10 protein-coding genes and 6 tRNA genes are annotated in these 17777 nt (G+C 72.5%); 12 read left to right on the top strand and 4 right to left on the bottom strand.

Annotated features, from left to right (window positions below; genetic code table 11):
- The coding region (locus tag ACFV3R_RS29460; protein WP_385589471.1) for a DEAD/DEAH box helicase at window positions 1-1841 on the bottom strand (1841 nt) is incomplete at its 3' end.
- Between the two features lie 1240 nt (window positions 1842-3081).
- On the opposite strand from ACFV3R_RS29460, the gene ACFV3R_RS29455 reads away from it, so the two are divergent.
- The 9 genes from ACFV3R_RS29455 to ACFV3R_RS29415 all read left to right on the top strand — a co-directional run bounded on the left by ACFV3R_RS29455 (window position 3082) and on the right by ACFV3R_RS29415 (window position 7213).
- Window positions 3082-3432 carry a metallopeptidase family protein gene (locus ACFV3R_RS29455; protein WP_385589469.1) on the top strand — a complete coding sequence of 117 codons (351 nt, stop codon included), beginning with the start codon at window positions 3082-3084 and terminating at the stop codon, window positions 3430-3432.
- 53 nt (window positions 3433-3485) lie between these two features.
- Window positions 3486-5303, top strand: a complete 1818-nt coding sequence (locus tag ACFV3R_RS29450; protein ID WP_385589467.1) for a metallophosphoesterase — start codon at window positions 3486-3488, stop codon at window positions 5301-5303.
- Between the two features lie 84 nt (window positions 5304-5387).
- A tRNA-Glu gene (locus ACFV3R_RS29445) sits at window positions 5388-5460 on the top strand.
- A gap of 38 nt (window positions 5461-5498) precedes the next feature.
- Window positions 5499-5573 (top strand) — tRNA-Asp (locus ACFV3R_RS29440).
- A 27-nt stretch (window positions 5574-5600) separates the two neighbouring features.
- Window positions 5601-5677: transfer RNA gene (locus ACFV3R_RS29435), tRNA-Phe, on the top strand.
- Between the two features lie 361 nt (window positions 5678-6038).
- Entirely contained in the window at window positions 6039-6329 is a 291-nt protein-coding gene (locus ACFV3R_RS29430) for a type II toxin-antitoxin system Phd/YefM family antitoxin (RefSeq protein WP_385589465.1), read from the top strand.
- Complete coding sequence (locus ACFV3R_RS29425) at window positions 6326-6592, top strand: Txe/YoeB family addiction module toxin (RefSeq protein WP_385589463.1); 267 nt, start codon at window positions 6326-6328, stop codon at window positions 6590-6592. Before ACFV3R_RS29430 ends, ACFV3R_RS29425 begins: the two co-directional genes overlap by 4 nt.
- A gap of 446 nt (window positions 6593-7038) precedes the next feature.
- Window positions 7039-7113, top strand: a tRNA-Asp gene (locus ACFV3R_RS29420).
- 23 nt (window positions 7114-7136) lie between these two features.
- Window positions 7137-7213 (top strand) — tRNA-Phe (locus ACFV3R_RS29415).
- Window positions 7214-7353: 140 nt separating this feature from the next.
- Here the strand turns inward: ACFV3R_RS29415 and ACFV3R_RS29410 are convergent.
- The gene (locus ACFV3R_RS29410; protein WP_385589479.1) at window positions 7354-8412 is read right to left on the bottom strand and encodes an ABC transporter permease; all 1059 of its coding nucleotides are present in this window, start codon (window positions 8410-8412) and stop codon (window positions 7354-7356) included.
- Between the two features lie 619 nt (window positions 8413-9031).
- Here ACFV3R_RS29410 and hrpA point away from each other — a divergent pair.
- Both hrpA and ACFV3R_RS29400 read left to right on the top strand, forming a co-directional pair.
- Window positions 9032-13243: an ATP-dependent RNA helicase HrpA gene (gene hrpA, locus ACFV3R_RS29405; protein ID WP_385589461.1), complete on the top strand. Its 4212-nt coding sequence runs from the start codon at window positions 9032-9034 to the stop codon at window positions 13241-13243.
- A 150-nt stretch (window positions 13244-13393) separates the two neighbouring features.
- Window positions 13394-13468: transfer RNA gene (locus tag ACFV3R_RS29400), tRNA-Asp, on the top strand.
- A 947-nt stretch (window positions 13469-14415) separates the two neighbouring features.
- Here ACFV3R_RS29400 and bldC read toward each other — a convergent pair.
- A complete protein-coding gene (gene bldC, locus ACFV3R_RS29395; RefSeq protein ID WP_003949541.1) occupies window positions 14416-14622 on the bottom strand; it encodes a developmental transcriptional regulator BldC in 207 nt (68 codons plus the stop codon).
- Window positions 14623-15179: 557 nt separating this feature from the next.
- A complete protein-coding gene (locus tag ACFV3R_RS29390) occupies window positions 15180-16016 on the bottom strand; it encodes a hypothetical protein (protein WP_385589459.1) in 837 nt (278 codons plus the stop codon).
- A gap of 219 nt (window positions 16017-16235) precedes the next feature.
- On the opposite strand from ACFV3R_RS29390, the gene ACFV3R_RS29385 reads away from it, so the two are divergent.
- Complete coding sequence (locus tag ACFV3R_RS29385) at window positions 16236-17423, top strand: Leu/Phe/Val dehydrogenase (RefSeq protein ID WP_385589457.1); 1188 nt, start codon at window positions 16236-16238, stop codon at window positions 17421-17423.
- Window positions 17424-17777 lie beyond the last annotated feature (354 nt).

The raw sequence follows: 17777 nt of genomic DNA, 5'->3' as shown, positions 1-17777 counted from the left end.
TCGTCACGGCGCTCGAAGGAACGGCCACCGCGGTCGTCCCGGCGATCACGGTTGAAGCCGCCCCGGTCGTCACGGCGCTCGAAGGAACGGCCACCGCGGTCGTCCCGGCGATCACGGTTGAAGCCGCCCCGGTCGTCACGGCGCTCGAAGGAACGGCCACCACGGTCACCACCGCGGTCGTCACGACGGTCGTCCCGGCGCCCGAAGTTGCCGCGCTCGTCCCGGCGGTCACGCGAGAAGCCGCGCTCCTCGCGCCGCTCGGCGGGGGCGCTCGCGGTGGTCTCCTCCTCCGTGCGGCGCGGAGCCGGGACACGCGGCTGCTCCGCGGCGGCGTCGGCGGCCGGCGCGGCAACCGTCTCGGCGGTGTCGGCGCCGGACTCGGCGGTCGCGGCGGCCACGGCCTCGGCTGGGTCCTCACCGCGCTCCCGGGCAGCCCGGGCGGTGAGCCGCTCGGCGTCCCCGCGCAGCTCCGTCGCGCGGCGCTGCAGCTGCTCCAGCTCGCGGCTCAGCTCCTGCACCTCGCGCTCGGCCTGCTCGGCGGCGCGCGCGGCGGAGTCGGCCTGCACCTCGGTCAGCGAGCGGGCGCCGGTGATGCGGGCGACGTCCTGGTCGAAGGCGCCGCCGCCACCGACGATGTGGCGGGAGGCGTCGACGCCCGCGTCCTCCATGAGGCGGAAGATCTGGCGGCGCTGGTGCGGCAGCGCCAGCGAGACGACGGTGCCGGAGCGGCCGGCCCGGGCGGTACGGCCCGAACGGTGCAGGTAGTCCTTGTGGTCGCCGGCCGGGTCGACGTTGAGGACCAGGTCGATGTCGTCCACGTGGATGCCGCGGGCGGCGACGTCAGTGGCGACCAGGGCGTTGACGTAGCCGTCCTTGAAGTCGGCGAGGGTGCGGGTGCGCGCGCCCTGCGTCATGCCGCCGTGCAGCGCGTCGGCGCGGATACCGGCGTCGCGGAGCTGCTCGGCGATGCGGTCGGCGCCCAGCTGGGTGCGCACGAAGATGATGGTGCGGCCCTTGCGCGCGGCGATCGCGGCGGTGACCGGCGCCTTGTCCTTCGGCTTCACGACCAGCACGTGGTGGGTCATGGTCGTCACGGCGCCCTGGGAGGGGTCGACCTCGTGGCTGACGGGGTCGACCAGGTAGCGCTTGACCAGGGTGTCGATCTCGTTCTCCAGCGTCGCGGAGAAGAGCATGCGCTGGCCGCCGGTCGGCACCAGGTCCAGGAGCTCGGTCACCTCGGGCAGGAAGCCCAGGTCGGCCATCTGGTCGGCCTCGTCCAGGACGGCGACCTCGACCTCGTCCAGCGAGCAGGCGCCGCGGTTGATGAGGTCCCGCAGCCGGCCCGGCGTGGCGACGAGGACGTCGACGCCGCGCTCCAGGGCGTGGATCTGGTTGCCCATGGAGGTGCCGCCGCAGACGACCTTGAGCTTCAGGCCCAGGACGTCGCCGTAGGGCTGGAGGGCGTCGCTGACCTGCATGGCCAGCTCACGGGTCGGGGTGAGGATGATGCCGCGCGGGTGCTTGCGGGCGGTCTTCCCGGTGGTCAGGCGGGACAGCAGCGGCAGACCGAAGGAGAGGGTCTTGCCGGAGCCGGTGCGTCCGCGGCCGAGGATGTCGCGGCCGGCGAGGGCGTCCGGGATGGTCGCCGCCTGGATGGGGAACGGGGTGGTCACGCCGTTGGCGGCGAGCTTGCGGACGACCTTCTCGTCCAGGCCCAGGTCGCCGAAGGTCGGCTGCGGGGCCTCGGGGGCCTGCGGGGCCGCGGCCTCGGCGTCGAGGGCTGTGTCCGTGTCCACCTCGGCGTTCTCGGGCAGGACGGACTGGTCAAGAGAAACAGACATGCGTGTGCGAAACCTTCCGGAGTCTTCGGCACGCGCCCAAACTCCGTGAGGCTGCACAACCGCCTCGATGCGGTCAGCCACGGCAAGGAGAGAACGCGCCACGCGGCGCGCTCCGTCACCTCACGAGGCTTTTCTCGAGGTGACACACCTGCGCCGGGCAAATGGGATCAAACGATCTACCACCATACTCACTCCGAGCCCGGCAACGCAAACCGCCTGCGGGGCCCCGAACAGCCACCCGCCGGCGACCCCGCCGACCCGCACCACCGGGACCGGCGGCGCGGGCCGGGCAGGGCCCCGTCACCCCCTCGCCGCAGGCCTCAGGTGCCCGTGGTCCCTTCCGAGGGCTGACTGGGCGCGGGCGAGGACGGCGGCGGGTCGAGCGTGGGCGTGGGGTGCGGGGTCGGTGTCGCGCGGGGCGGGGTGGGAGTGGCCGTGGGGCGGCTCGGGCCGCTCCCGGAGGGCCGTCCGGGGGCCGGCTTCGAGGGTGTCGCCCCGCCGGCGCGGCTGCCGGGCGCGGGTTCCCCCTTCCCGCCGCTCCGCGCCCCGGGGGACGCGTCCTGGCCGTCGGCCGTGCCGTCCCGGCCGGTCGACGGCGAGGCGGTGGCGTGTCGGCCGCCGCCCTCTCCGGCCGTGCGGACCCCGGCCGTGTCCGGGCGGCCGGGCTCCAGACCGCCGCCGTCGGGTGCGGCGTGGCCCGCCCGGTGGGGCCGGTCGGAAGGCGAGTGTCCGCTCTGCGGGGGGTCGCTCACGCTCACACAGGCCGCCAGCGACGCGGCGAGAGCGGAGACCACCGCGGCGGCCACCGCCCGGCCCCCCATCGACCGCGCCGGAGCCGGCCGCACCGCTCCCCCCGCCGAGGACACCGCCGGCGCCGCACCGGCACCGCCCCCGGCCGTCCCGGCACGGGGTTCGGCGGACGGATCGAGGTCGAGGGGGGAGGCGGGCGCGGGTGGCGCGGGGTGTCGGGCGGCGGCCGGTCGCCGGGGCGACCGCTGTGACGGGGGGAGGGGACGCGGACGCACGGGTGGGACCTCCGGAAGCGGGACGTGAGGACGGTCTTCTCTTCCAACTCCCGTGTGACGCCTCAGGACACGCCCGCCGACCGGCCGCGCCGGGCGATCATCACACCGACACGCCGGACCGACCGCCGGCACGGCCCGGCCGCGCACCGGAACCGGCCACCACGCCATCCGCCCGAGGCCCCCCGCGAGCACACCGCATCCCGGACAATGGCGGCGTGCTGGAGATGACGCGTGACGCCTTCGAAGAACTGGTCAGCGACGCCCTGGACCAGATCCCGCCCGAGCTGACCCGGCTGATGGACAACGTGGCCGTCTTCGTCGAGGAGGAACCGGACCCGTCCCAGCCGGACCTGCTGGGCCTGTACGAGGGCACACCGCTGACCGAACGCGGCGACTGGTACGGCGGGGTCCTCCCGGACCGCATCACCATCTACCGCGGCCCGACCCTGCGCTACTGCTCCTCGGCCGAGGACGTGGTGCACGAGGTCTCCGTCACGGTCGTCCACGAGATCGCCCACCACTTCGGCATCGCCGACGAGCGCCTGCACGAACTCGGCTGGGGCTGACGCCGTCCCCGGCCCACCGCATGGCCGGTACCGCGGCCGGGCATACGCGAGAAATGGCCAGTGGTCCGTTCCGGCTCCTGCGCGCCCTGCGGGGCCGCCTCGCCCGCACCCGGCACACCTCCACCCCCCAGCGCCACACCCACCACTCCCTCCCCGCGCCTCCCCCCTCGCCCTCCGCTCCCACTCTTCCCGGGCGACACCTTCGCCGCGCCCGCCCCGCAGCGCCGCAGGACCCTCCCGGGGAACGCCTCTCCACCCGTGCCGCGGGAGGCCCGTCCCGCACCCGCGCCCACACCCCCCCACCCCCCACACCTCACCGCCGACGGGCGCCCCTCCCCCACCGTCGGCCGGCACCCCCCTCCGACCTGCTCGCCCCCGCACCCCGCCCCTGGTTACGCGCCCTCGGCCTCGCCGCCGTCGCCCTGTGCGGCTCCTGGCTGGGGCTGCTCGCCCTCGGTGACGTCCGTGCCGCGGTGGGCCCCATGGACACCACGATGTCGCTGCGCCCGTCGCTGACCGGCGGCACCCGCATCACCGTCCCGCCGCTGGGCGCGCTGGAGCTGGACAGCCACCACGCCCCGCTCCGGCTGGCCGTCGACGTGGACGCACTCGACCCGACGCGCTCCCGCGACCTGGTGGACCACCCCGAGCTCTTCGCCGGGCTGGAGCAGCGGGTGGCCGACGACGTCCTGCACGGCGCGGGCACCCTGCTGCTGGCATCCGGCGTGGCCGTGGTCACGGGCGGCGCGGCCCTCGGGCTGGCGGTGTACCGCCGGCCCCGCCCGGCCCTCGCCGCCGGCGGCCTGGCCCTGGCCCTGCTCGCGGCCTCCGGCGGTTCGGCCTGGGCCACCTGGAACCCCGACTCGGTGCTGGAGCCGAAGTTCTCCGGCCTGCTCTCCTCCGCTCCCTCGGTGGTCGGCAACGCCCGCAACATCGTCAGCGAGTTCGACGTCTACCAGCAGGAACTGGCGAGGCTGGTCACCAACATGGCCAAGCTGTACGAGACGACGTCGACGCTCCCGGCGTACCAGCCCGACCCGACGACGCTGCGGGTGCTGCACGTCTCCGACATCCACCTCAACCCCGCGGCCTGGTCGATCACCAGGTCGCTGGTCAAGCAGTACGACATCGACGTGGTCCTGGACACCGGGGACACCATGGACCACGGTTCGACAGCGGAGAACCGCTTCCTCGACGCCGCCTCCTCGCTCGGCGCCCCCTACGTCTGGGTCCGCGGCAACCACGACTCCGCGGACACCCAGCGCTACCTCTCCCAGCGCCGCAACGTCACCGTGCTGGACGAGGGCCGGGTCGCGGACGTCGGGGGGCTGCGGCTGGCGGGCGTGGGCGACCCGCAGTTCACCCCGGACCGCTCCGTGGCGGCCGCCGGGGACGACGCGGAGCGCGCCGCGGGCCGCCGTCTGGCCGCCGAGCTGCGGGCCCAGCGGCGCGCGGGCACCTCGGTGGACGTCGCCCTGGTGCACAACCCGGTCGCCGCGGGCGAGACCGACGGGCTGGTGCCGCTGGTGCTCTCCGGCCACCTCCACCACCGGGAGGACGAGGTGCTGCCCCACGGCACCCGGCTCATGGTGGAGGGCTCGACGGGCGGCGGCGGACTGCGGGCCGTGGAGGGCGCGGAACCGGCGCCCGTGCAGGCCTCCGTCCTCTACCTCGACCGCCGCAGCAGGCACCTCCAGGCCTGGGACGAGATCACCCTGGGCGGGCTGGGCCTGACCACGGCGGAGGTCAGCCGCCACCTGCCGCAGGCCAACCGGCCGGGCGCCACCCCGTCCCCGTCACCGACCCCGCTCGGCCCCCCGGCCTCGCCTTCCGGAAGCAGTCCGTCCGCGCCCTCCCGCAGCGGTCGGTAAACGGTTTTGGCGAACCGTCCTCCCATCCCATATGCTTCTCACGTCCCCGACGGCGCCCCACAAGGCGCTTCAGGTGGGCCATCAGCCCTCATCGTCTAGTGGCCCAGGACGCCGCCCTTTCAAGGCGGTAGCACGGGTTCGAATCCCGTTGGGGGCACGCGGAACTCTGTGCAGATTCGCTTCTGCACAGCTTCTGGTCCTGTGGAGCAGTTTGGAGTGCTCGCCACCCTGTCAAGGTGGAGGCCGCGGGTTCAAATCCCGTCAGGACCGCTTGCAGATCACCACGGTGAACTGCGTGGCTGGGTAGCTCAGTTGGTACGAGCGATCGCCTGAAAAGCGATAGGTCGCCGGTTCGATCCCGGCCCCAGCCACCACACCGAAAGCCTCTTGGCGACATGTCGCCAAGAGGCTTTCGTGCGAGTGAGGCCGCTCCGTGCTCCGCTCCTTGCCGGCGAACGGTTGCCGGCCTGCAAGTCTGCCGGATCGGGACCTTTTCGTGCGGCTTTCCGCGCTGCCACGGGCCGCCGTTGCGCCCGTGACGTCAGAGCGCGAAGCCCTGCCATCCCCCATGGGACTCCCGTGCCGGCGCATGCACAGCGACGGGTCGGACCCCGACAGGCTGGACGGTGGAGCGGCGGATCGACGCCTGCCCCACGGCTGGAACGGCGCGACGCGCGGTGACACGGGAACGGGGACCGGCCGGCCACCCACGACACTCCCTCTCTGTACGTTATTATGTACGCCATGAAGACCATGAGTGTCACCGAACTGCGCGCCGGGATCGCCGACGCCCTCGATGCGGTCGAGGACGACGCCGAAGAGCTGGTCATCACCCGCGCCGGCCACGAGCCGATGGTCGTCGTCTCGCTGGCCGAGTACGAGGCACTGAAGGAGACCGACTACCTGCTGCGGTCGCCTGCGATGGCGGAGCGCCTGCGTAGGTCCATCGAGCAGGACCGGGCGGGCCGGGGCACTATCCGCGAGCTGGTGGATCCCGACGACGAAAGCGGGCAGGGCGTCGCGTGAAGGCCCTCTTCCTCGACGACGGCTGGGACGACTACCTGTGGTGGCAGGCGAACGACCACAAGCTGCTGAAACGGCTGAACCAGTTGATCGCCGACATCGACCGCAACGGCCACGAGGGGATCGGCAAACCCGAACCGCTGCGCAACGACCTCTCCGGCTACTGGTCGCGGCGCATCAACTCCGAGCACCGGCTGGTCTACCGCATCGACGAGGACAAAACCATCCACATTGTGGCCTGCCGCTTCCACTACGAACGCCGCTGAGGGCGCACCCACCTGCGGACAAGCGTCCGGCTCGCGTCCCCTGTCGACGTCGCCCCGCCCCCGGCGCGCGAGCCCGGATGGGACGACGAGGAGGACTACGGCGCCCTGGGCGAACTGATCGGCATCCGCGACGAGCTGGTCCGGGGCGACCTCCACTCCCTCAGCATCGCGCGCCTGGCCGGCAGCCCGGAACCAGGCCCTCACCTGAGATGGACGGCATCCCCGGCGGTCCGTCCGCTGCCCAGCAAGCGCTGGCCGCCTTCCTCCGCGTCCCTGCGTGAACGCCCCCGCGCAGCCGTCGCCGGGGCCCGGGGCCCGACGGTAACCTTCGTCCACGTCCTCGCGTTGCCTCGGGCCAGGAAGGTCAGCTCTGCCGGGCTGACGTCCCGCCGGGGGCACCCGCGACCTGTGGGGAATCCGTGCGACACTGGATCCGCACAGTGCGAGGTCCTGTGGAGCAGTTTGGAGTGCTCGCCACCCTGTCAAGGTGGAGGCCGCGGGTTCAAATCCCGTCAGGACCGCTGCGGTTCCCCGTGAGCCGCGTGGCTGGGTAGCTCAGTTGGTACGAGCGATCGCCTGAAAAGCGATAGGTCGCCGGTTCGACCCCGGCCCCAGCCACCACAGCCCAGTAGGGCGGTTCCCCCGTCGAGGAGACTCGGCGGGGTTTTCTGTTCCTGTGCGCGCCTCTCCCCGACCCCGTGCGTCGACGCGTACCCGTTGACGCGCTCCCCCCGTGCTCTCCCGCGGGCGCCGCCCGGGTGTCACCCGCCGCCTGCGGTGCCCGGGGCGGTCTCCGTGCCCTCCTGCGGGGGCCGGGTGTCCCGGCCCCCGGGGTGGCGGTGGCGCAGGGCCCAGAAGACTGCGGTGGAGACCAGTGCCCACACGGCGAGCACCAGGTAGGGGAAGGCGTGCTGGTGGCCGCGGAAGTAGACGGCGGTGTGCTGGGCGTTGACGGAGGCGCCGGGCGGGAGCCACTGGCCGAGGTAGCCCAGCGGTGAGGGCAGCAGCGGCCAGGAGACGGCACCGCCGGAGGAGGGGTTGCCGAGCAGCACCATCAGGCCCCAGGTGGGCAGCATGGCCCAGCGCCCGATGAGCGTGTTGAACATGGTGAAGACCATGGCGGTGGTGAACATCGTCAGCGCCAGGATGGCCCAGGACTGGACGAACGGCAGGTGGACGGCGCCCAGCCACCAGTCCACGACGGCGGCGATGGCGAACCCGGCCAGGAGCGCGTGGGCGACGGTGACGGCGACGCGCTCACCGGGGTTGAGCTCGCGGGCGTGCACGCTGAGCTGGATGGCGCCGACGAAGCCGAGGATGGTGGCGGCGAGCGAGATGTAGAACAGGGCGAGGCCCCTGGGGTCGCCCTTCTGCAGCGGGTTGAGGTCCTTGATGGTGACGGGCACGCCGACGGCCTTGCCGACCTTGGGTGCCGCCTGGCTGAGGATCTGGCCGACGGACTGTCCGGAGGCTGAGGAGATGTCCATGACCACCCGCCGGCCCTCGCGACGCAGGATGACGAAGGCCTGCTGCTCCTCGACCGCCTCCCGCGCCTGGCCGTACGTGGCGTAGCGGTGCAGCTGCAGCGAGGCGTTGAGGGCCTTTTCCATGCCGGCGATGAACGCCCGGCCCGTCTTGTCGTCCGGTCGGCCCACCACGGCGGTGGGGACGTGGCGGGGGGTGGGGTTGGCCATGTTGTACGTGTACGAGCCGGCGAAGAGTCCGGCCGCGGCGGCCAGGATCAGCAGCAGCACGGCGGCGGGAAGGAACGGCGAGTTCCGGAAGTGGTGCCAGTAGTAGGCGGCCGACCCGGGCAGCAGGGTGGCGCCGCTCGGGGCGTGGTGGCCGGCCGCCCTCTGCGGACCGGCGGGTTCCGTTCCGGCACGTCCGTCCGGGGTGGGTTCCGCCCGGGCGGGCGCCGGGCCCGGTGCGGCGGCGCCCGGGGGCGGGGCCGCGGCGGCCTCCGGTCCGGGCGACTCGCCCGGGCCCGGCCCTTTCCGCACGGTCCCGCCCGGGCCCGGCTCCCGGACGGGCGGCTCCTCACCCGGCCGGACGGACTCGGGCGACGCCTCCCCCGGAGGGGCGGGCTCGCCGGCGCCCCCCTCGGGGGTGGGCCGGGGACCCAGCCGGGTGCCCTCGGCGGGGGGCCACTGCCCGCGGGCCCAGCTCTCCCGCACCTGCTGCGCCCGCAGCCGGTCCGCCTGTTCACCGGCCCCGGGGGCCCGGTCCGCGGCATGGTCGCCGGTGGCGTCCCCGGGCCGGTCGGACTCCGGGTGGCGGGGCGCGCGGTGGTCGTTCCGGCCTGGTTCGGGGGTCTCGGGCATGGGACCACGCTAGACACCCATAAGCGACAATCCGCCGCATTCCACACCGCTCGGCGTGAGGCCGGACGGAAATTGCTCGCCAGTGGATTCGCGGAGGTGAGATCCTGGACTCCGTATGTCCAGTCAGCCTGCCCCCGCCCGCGCCGACCAGACCGGCACCCACAGTCCGTCCGCCCTGCTGGCACGGCTGGCCGAGGTGACCCTCCGTGACCAGCAGCGCCTGGGCCGACGACTCGACGGCGCCCGTCGCGTCCGCAAGCCCGAGGCCAGGGCCGCCGTACTCGCCGAGATCGCGGAGGCCGTCGAGAAGGCGGAGCTGCGGGTGGCGGGCCGGCGGGCCGCGGTTCCGCCGATCAGCTACCCCGAACAGCTCCCCGTCAGCCAGAAGAAGGACGACATCCTCGCCGCGATCCGCGACCACCAGGTCGTGATCGTGGCCGGTGAGACGGGCTCCGGCAAGACCACGCAGATCCCGAAGATCTGCCTGGAGCTGGGGCGCGGTGTGCGCGGGCTGATCGGCCACACCCAGCCGCGCCGGATCGCGGCCCGCACCGTCGCCGAGCGGGTCGCCGAGGAGCTGCGCTCGCCGCTGGGCGAGGTGGTGGGCTGGAAGGTCCGCTTCACCGACCAGGTCGGCGAGGACACCCTGGTCAAGCTGATGACCGACGGCATCCTGCTGGCGGAGATCCAGACCGACCGCGAGCTGCGCCAGTACGACACGATCATCATCGACGAGGCCCACGAGCGCAGCCTCAACATCGACTTCCTGCTCGGCTACCTCGCCCAGCTGCTGCCGCGCCGCCCGGACCTGAAGGTCGTCATCACCTCCGCGACGATCGACCCGGAGCGTTTCGCGCGGCACTTCGGGCGCTTCGCCACCGTGGACGCGGCGGCTGCGCGGACCGCCGGTTCCCAGCGGCCCGCCCCGGCGGTTGCGGGCGAGGGCGAGGAGGCGCCGAGCGCGCCGATCGTCGAGGTCAGCGGGCGCACCTACCCGGTGGAGGTCCGCTACCGGCCGCTGCTGGAGGAGGGCGGCAACGACAGCGACCGGGACCAGGTGGCGGCGATCGGCGACGCGGTGGACGAGCTGTGCGCCGAGGGCCCCGGCGACATCCTGGTCTTCCTCTCCGGCGAGCGGGAGATCCGGGACACGGCGGACGCGCTGGGCAAACGCACCCCCGCGGGGACCGAGGTCCTGCCGCTGTACGCCCGGCTGTCCCACGCCGAGCAGCACCGCGTCTTCCAGCGGCACGGCTCCGGCGTGAGCAGACGCATCGTGCTGGCCACCAACGTGGCGGAGACCTCCCTGACGGTGCCCGGCATCCGGTACGTCATCGACACCGGCATGGCCCGCATCTCGCGCTACAGCCACCGCACCAAGGTGCAGCGGCTGCCGATCGAGCCGATCTCGCAGGCCAGCGCCAACCAGCGCAAGGGCCGTTGCGGACGACTGAGCGACGGCGTGTGCATCCGCCTCTACAGCGAGGACGACTTCCTCACCCGTCCGGAGTTCACCGACGCGGAGATCCTGCGCACCAACCTCGCCTCCGTCATCCTGCAGATGACCGCGGCGGGGCTGGGCGACATCGAGAAGTTCCCCTTCATCGATCCGCCGGACCGCCGCAACATCAAGGACGGTGTGCAACTCCTGGAGGAACTCGGGGCGTTCGAGGCCCCGGCCCGGAAGGGAGCGGTCGGCGCGGCCACGGCCGAGCCGGACGCGGAGGCGGAGGCCGCGAAGGAGCCCGCGAGGGGCCGGGAGCCGTCCAGGGGCGGCGGCCGTGGCGAGCGCCGGGGGCCGCGGCTCACCCCGCTGGGCCGCAAGCTCTCCCAGCTCCCCGTCGACCCGCGGCTGGCCCGCATGGTGCTGGAGGCCGACCGCAACGGCTGTGTCCGCGAGGTCATGGTGATCGCTGCGGCGCTGTCCATCCAGGACCCGCGGGAGCGGCCCTCCGACAAGCAGCAGCAGGCCGACCAGCACCACGCCCGGTTCCGCGACGAGACCAGCGACTTCCTCGCCTTCCTCAACCTCTGGTCCTATGTGCGCGAGCAGCAGAAGGCGCTGTCCTCCTCGGCGTTCCGCCGCATGTGCCGCTCGGAGTTCCTCAACTACCTGCGTATACGCGAGTGGCAGGACATCTACAGCCAGCTGCGCACCGTCGCGAAGACGATGGGCATCCACCTCTCCGAGCAGGACGCCGCGCCCGAGCACATCCACACCGCGCTGCTGTCCGGGCTGCTCTCGCACGTCGGGTTGAAGGACACCGACGCCAAGAACGAGTACCTGGGCGCCCGCAGCGCCAAGTTCGCGGTCTTCCCCGGTTCGGCGCTGTTCAAGAAGCCGCCGCGGTGGCTGATGTCGGCGGAGCTGGTGGAGACCAGCCGGCTGTGGGCGCGCGTCAACGCCCGCATCGAGCCGGAGTGGATCGAGCCGCTGGCGCAGCACCTGGTCAAGCGGACCTACAGCGAGCCGCACTGGGAGCAGAAGGCCGCGGCGGTGATGGCGTACGAGCGGGTGACGCTGTACGGCGTGCCGATCGTGGCGCAGCGCAAGGTCAACTACGGCCGCATCGACCCGGAGACCTGCCGCGACCTGTTCATCCGCAACGCGCTCGTGGAGGGCGACTGGCGGACCCACCACCAGTTCTTCCACGACAACCGCAAGCTGCTCGGCGAGGTCGAGGAACTGGAGCACCGGGCCAGGCGCCGCGACATCCTCGTCGACGACGAGACGCTCTTCGACTTCTACGACCAGCGCATCCCCGACCACGTGGTCTCCGGCGCGCACTTCGACTCCTGGTGGAAGCGGAAGCGCACCGAGGAGCCGGACCTGCTCAACTTCGAGCACTCGATGCTCGTCAACGAGTCGGCCGGTGCCGTCACCAAGGACGACTACCCCGACTCCTGGCGGCAGGGCCCACTGAAGTTCAAGGTGACCTACCAGTTCGAGCCGGGGGCGGACGCCGACGGTGTCACCGTGCACGTCCCGCTCCAGGTGCTGAACCAGGCGACCCCCGAGGGCTTCGACTGGCAGATCCCGGGTCTGCGGGAGCAGTTGGTGACCGAGCTGATCCGCTCGCTGCCCAAGCCGATCCGTCGCAACTACGTCCCGGCGCCCAACTACGCGGCCCGCTTCCTGGACACCACAGTGCCGCGGGAGGGGGCACTGACCTCCTCGCTGGCCGCCGGGCTCCAGCGGATGGTCGGTGTGCCCGTCGAGGCGTCCGACTTCGACCTGGCGAAGGTCCCCGACCACCTGAAGATCACCTTCCGGGTGGTGGACGAGCGTCGCCGGCCGTTGGCCGAGGACAAGGACCTGGACGCGCTGAAGCGGAAGCTGAAGCCGAAGACGCAGGCGGCGCTGACCAAGGCGTTCGCCGGCACCACGCGGCGCGAGGCCCGCGGCGGGGAGGCGGACGCCCGGGGCGGCGCTGCCGACGGCCCGGCCGCGCCGGAGCAGCGCACGGGCCTGACCTCGTGGTCGATCGGGACGCTGCCGCGGACCTTCGAGACCCGGCGGGGCGGTCAGCCGCTGAAGGCCTACCCGGCGCTGGTCGACGAGGGCGCGAGCGTGGCGGTCCGGCTCTTCGACACCGAGACCGAGCAGCGGACCGCGATGTGGCGGGGCACCCGGCGCCTCGTCCTGCTCAACATCCCGTCCAGTCCGGCCAAGTTCGCCCAGGGCAAGCTCAGCAACCAGCAGAAGCTGGCGCTCTCCCGCAATCCGCACGGTTCGGTGCAGGCGCTCTTCGAGGACTGCGTGACGGCCGCCGCCGACCGGCTCATCGCGGCGCACGGCGGGCCGGCCTGGGACGAGGAGGGTTTCCGCAAGCTCTTCGACGCCGTCCGGGCCGACCTGGTGGACGCGACGATGAAGACCATCGGGCAGGCCCGGGAGGTCCTGGCTGCCTGGCAGGCCTGTGAGCGGCGGCTGAAGGACACCACCTCGCCGGTGCTCGCCACCTCGCTGGCCGACGTCCGGGCGCAGCTCGCGGAGCTGGTCAAGCCCGGCTTCGTCACCGAGCACGGGGCGAAGCGGCTGCCCGACCTGCTGCGGTACCTGGTGGCGGCCGACCGGCGGCTGCAGCAGTTGCCGACCAATGCCGAGCGGGACCGTTCCCGGATGGCGAAGGTCAAGGAGATGCAGGACGAGTACGCCTGGCTGCTGGAGCAGTTCCCGCAGGGTGTGCCAGTGCCGCAGCAGGCCCGGGAGATCCGCTGGATGATCGAGGAGCTGCGGGTCAGCTACTTCGCCCACGCGCTGGGGACGGCGTACCCGGTCTCCGACAAGCGCATCGTGAAGGCGGTCGACGCGGCGGCGCCGTGAGCCGCCGCAGGTTCGCCGGCCCGGTGCTTCCCGGGCCGGCGGGCCCGTCCGCCGGCGTCACCGCATGATCACCGGCAGCGAGTTCGACCGCACCCCCTGACCTGCTGTAGAGTCTTGCTTCGCAGCGCCCCGCAGGGGGAGCGGCGACAAGGTCCTGTGGAGCAGTTTGGAGTGCTCGCCACCCTGTCAAGGTGGAGGCCGCGGGTTCAAATCCCGTCAGGACCGCATCATCAACGGCCCGCACCACACGGTGCGGGCCGTTCGCGTGCGCGGACCCATTCCTCTTCCTCCTCCGGCCGCGGGGCACGGCGGTCCGCAGCCCCCGCCGGCTCCGCGCCCACGCCAGGGACCCGAGCCAGGAGTACTCGCCGCAGGGTCGCGGGCGGAGGACCGCTCTCGTGGGCCCCCGAAGCCACCCGCCCGGCTTCCCGTGCAAGCCCAAAGCCAGGAAGCGCCCTGGGCAGGCTTCTGACGGCCCGTCAGCAGGCACCCGGCCTCGGGTGCCCGGGTGGGCGGAAAACGTTCTCACGCGAGCCACCAGCGTTTTCAGGGCGAGCGCCCCACCACTCCCCACCCCTGCCCTGCCACCGCCGGCCTCTCGCACGGCCGGACCGTGGCGAGCACCACCGGACCCGTTCTCGGAAGTGGGCCGCACGGGCGGCCGCGAAGTGGGAGCCTTGAGGGGGTCCAGGCGGAATCACCCATTACCGCACGGGGATACCGGCGGTAAACGGTCGGTCGACGTGACGGTAGTCACGGAAAGAGACGTGACGGAGGGGGAACTCACGCCCTTCTTACACAGGGTCAATTTAATATGTGCCATTGCACTGCCTCCGCCGGGACGCCGGCGACGTCGGCGAGCAGGGCCGGAAGGAGTGTCCGGCCGACCTGGTGTCAGCTGGGACCAGAGGGAGAACCGCCCCCGACCGAGGCCAGAGGGTCACCCCTCACAGGCGAAGCCCCGCGTAACCCCCGGGGCCGGCAGGCGTGCGCGCACACAAAAATCGCGCTGGACCCGGCGGAGTCCAGCGCGATCGTCGACGCACCCAAGGGGACGGGCGTGGCGGCCTGTTGGGGCAGGCGCCGCGTCAGGAGTGAAGCAGTGATGCTGCGGTGGTGCTGCGTGGGGCTGCCGGGCTGGGGGACCCGGGAAGCGCCCTGTGAAGCGGGCTTCAGGCCTCGCTGCGCTGCTGCGGGATACCCGCGAGCAGGGCGCGGACCTCGGCCTCGCGGTAACGCCGGTGCCCTCCGAGCGTGCGGATGGACGTGAGCTTGCCTGCCTTGGCCCAGCGCGTCACCGTCTTCGGGTCCACACGGAACATCGTGGCGACCTCGGCAGGGGTCAGCAGCGGCTCGGCGTCAGGGGTGCGAGCGGTCATGAGCGGCCTCCTCGGGAGAACCGAACCATCACGGTTCTTTCCTCTAAATTCTGCACCTTGACCCACGTTGCCCGAAATGGCGGACGCGGGCCGAGTCGGTTATAGGACGAACGGCTTGTCCTCGGCACTACAACTACACCATCTGTCCAGCCACGTCGGCCAAACCGATGGATTTGCCCTCCGAGGTGTTCAACCTCGACGGAAGCCGATGGACCATGCCATAGCGGACAGTCACACGGGTGTGACGATCAGTCACAGGGTGATGAGGCGTCACAAGACCCCACCAACGCACCGAGACGCGCAAAGACGGCCCATCCGCCCCAAGTGGACGGAAGGAGCCCGGGTCAGGCTCCTTGTCCTATTTTGGCACGAGGGCGTGTTGTGCTGACAAGGCCCTAACAAGTGCTTTAGATCACGCTTGTGCCAATCGCCCGGTTCAGGTAGTACGTCCCGCCTGCCGGAGATGGGGCCGCGATAAGTGACCTGCGTCACGCGTCCGGGTCCGGTTTCCGCCCGGCCGACGCCACCCTGTGCCGGACGGGGATCACCCGACCGGTTCAGCTCGCGAACTGCCGTTCGCGGACCTGACGCCAGCGCTCCGCCAGTGTCTCGTACACCTCGTTGGCCCGCGCACTCTCACCCTCCCGGAGAGCTGCCACACCCTGCCGCACGTCCTCGGCGGTGTGGTCGTCCGCGAGCGCGGCCTCCGGGATCACCTGGACCAGTCCGCCGTAGTCCAGCTCGACCAGCGCCCGGGGGTGGAACTCCTCCAGCCACCGGCCCACGTCGACCACGCCGTCGATCAGCGGGCCCTCCTCAAGGGTGTCCCGCAGCGTGCGCAGGGTGCGCGCCACCCGCCGCCTGGCCTGCACCATCGGCGTGCGGTACCGCAGGACGAGCCCCTGTTCGCCCTTGGTGTAGTCCCGCTCGGCGTCCTCGAAGAGCACGAACCAGCGCAGCGGGACGTGCCAGGTCGCGGTGCGGATCCACGGGCGGGCGTCGGGGTTGCGCTCCCGCCACCGCTCGTAGTCGTCCGCCGCCTGCCGCCGCACCACCGGGGGCAGCGCCGCGTCCAGGACCGACTCGGGCAACTGCTCGGCCAGCTCCTCCAAGGCCTGCCACCCGCGCAGCCTGGTCCGCCACGGGCAGACGCAGGTGACGCCCTCGACCTCGGCGACGAAGGCGTCACCGCTCTCGTGGACCGGGACGGCGACCGGCGGGGTGGGCAGCAGGTCGGCCAGGGCGCGACGCAGTTCGTCCTGGGCGGTGGGGAGTTCCTCACGGGTGGCGTAGCGGGCCCAGTGCGAACGTTCCGGTTCGGGGAACGCCGCCAGCGGTTCATAGACGCGTAGGTACGCCGCATACGGGACCGTCACCGACGACTCCACCGCCACGCTCGCCCCTCCGTAGAACAGGAAGCCGCCAAGGTAGGGACCGGCGCCCGGAGTTGTCCGGCCGGCGGTCCGGGATACGGCAAATCGTCCCACGGACGTCCCTCTTCGGGGGGTGATCTCCCCCACTGCCCCGGCATCACCGTCCGGAGGTCCTACGCTCGTTGCGACCGGTCCCGCCCCTGCTTTCGTCACAGCGGGAGATGGGGCGTCCACGCGAGTATGGGAGTCACCACCGTGACCGACGTACACACATCCACCGGGAGCACCCACCGGGTCTCCCCTTCGCCCAGCACCCTGACGCCACCCCTGGTGCCCGTCCCGTCCGGCACCGTGGCCGAGGGCGGCGCGCTCGCCACCCTCTTCCGCTCCGACCAGGGCGGGCACGAGCAGGTGGTGCTGTGCCAGGACCGCGAGAGCGGTCTGAAGGCCGTGATCGCGGTGCACTCCACCGCCCTCGGCCCCGCCCTGGGCGGCACCCGCTTCCACGCCTACGCCTCCGACGAGGAGGCGGTGCTCGACGCGCTGAACCTCTCGCGCGGCATGTCCTACAAGAACGCGCTGGCCGGGCTCGACCACGGCGGCGGCAAGGCCGTGATCATCGGCGACCCCGACCTGCTGAAGACCGAGGAACTCCTGCTGGCCTACGGCCGCTGCGTGGCCTCGCTCGGCGGCCGGTACGTGACCGCCTGTGACGTCGGTACCTACGTGGCCGACATGGATGTCGTCGCACGTGCGAATCAGTGGACGACGGGCCGCTCCTCTGAGAACGGCGGCGCGGGCGACTCCTCGGTGCTCACGGCCTTCGGCGTCTACCAGGGCATGCGGGCGAGCGCGCAGCACCTGTGGGGCGATGCGAGCCTGGCCGGCCGCCGGGTGGGCATCGCCGGGATCGGCAAGGTGGGCCGCCACCTGGTGGACCACCTGGTGCGCGAGGGCGCCGAGGTGGTGGTCACCGACGTGCGCCCGGACGCCGTGGCGCAGGTGATCGCCCGCCACCCGGGCGTCACCGCCGTGGCCGACGCCGCCGCGCTGGTGCAGGTCCCGGGCCTGGACGTCTACGCCCCGTGCGCGCTCGGCGGCGCGCTCGACGACGAGACGGTGCCGGTGCTCACCGCGCGCGTGGTGTGCGGCGCGGCCAACAACCAGCTGGCCCACCCCGGCATCGAGAAGGACCTGGCCGACCGCGGCGTGCTCTACGCGCCGGACTACGTCGTCAACGCCGGCGGCGTCATCCAGGTGGCCGACGAACTCCACGGTTTCGACTTCGCGCGGTGCGAGGCCAAGGCCGCCCGGATCTTCGACACCACCCTGGAGATCTTCGCACGAGCGAATGAAGACGGGGTGCCGCCGGCCGTGGCGGCCGACCGTCTCGCCGAACGGCGGATCGCGGAGGCGCGGCGGCGCTGACGCGGCGGGGCGCCGGAGGAGTGGCGCGCCGCGGCGGGAGGGTGCCGGGCCCGGGGTCCGGCACCCTCCCGCCACCCGGGGCGGACGCCGGCGGGACCCCCGACCGGGGGAACATCCGGTGAACTCTCCGGAGTACGGACACGACCCCTGCCGGCGACCCCGGCAGGGGTGGCGGGACGGCCGAAAACGATCGTTCCGCGGTGCGGCACGGCCGTTCGCCGGGTGGTGCGGGGAGACATCCCTCACCACCCGACGGCGGGTCGCCGTGGCGAACAGGTTAAAATCGCAGTTGACCAGCGGGTACAGGGCTTCTCGCCGGTCGTGCCACGTGGCCAGTGGTGTGGACGACGTACC

The sequence above is a fragment of the Streptomyces sp. NPDC059740 genome, assembly GCF_042733155.1.
In the GTDB taxonomy this organism is placed as follows: domain Bacteria; phylum Actinomycetota; class Actinomycetes; order Streptomycetales; family Streptomycetaceae; genus Streptomyces.
This window is presented reverse-complemented; position numbering and strand designations above follow the sequence as displayed.

Coding starts and splice junctions, on each gene's coding strand:
- ACFV3R_RS29430 (WP_385589465.1), top strand. CDS start 6,039: ATGTACGCCATGAAGACCATGAGTGTCACCGAACTGCGCGCCGGGATC.
- ACFV3R_RS29385 (WP_385589457.1), top strand. CDS start 16,236: ATGGGAGTCACCACCGTGACCGACGTACACACATCCACCGGGAGCACC.
- hrpA (WP_385589461.1), top strand. CDS start 9,032: ATGTCCAGTCAGCCTGCCCCCGCCCGCGCCGACCAGACCGGCACCCAC.
- ACFV3R_RS29450 (WP_385589467.1), top strand. CDS start 3,486: ATGGCCAGTGGTCCGTTCCGGCTCCTGCGCGCCCTGCGGGGCCGCCTC.
- bldC (WP_003949541.1), bottom strand. CDS start 14,622: ATGACCGCTCGCACCCCTGACGCCGAGCCGCTGCTGACCCCTGCCGAG.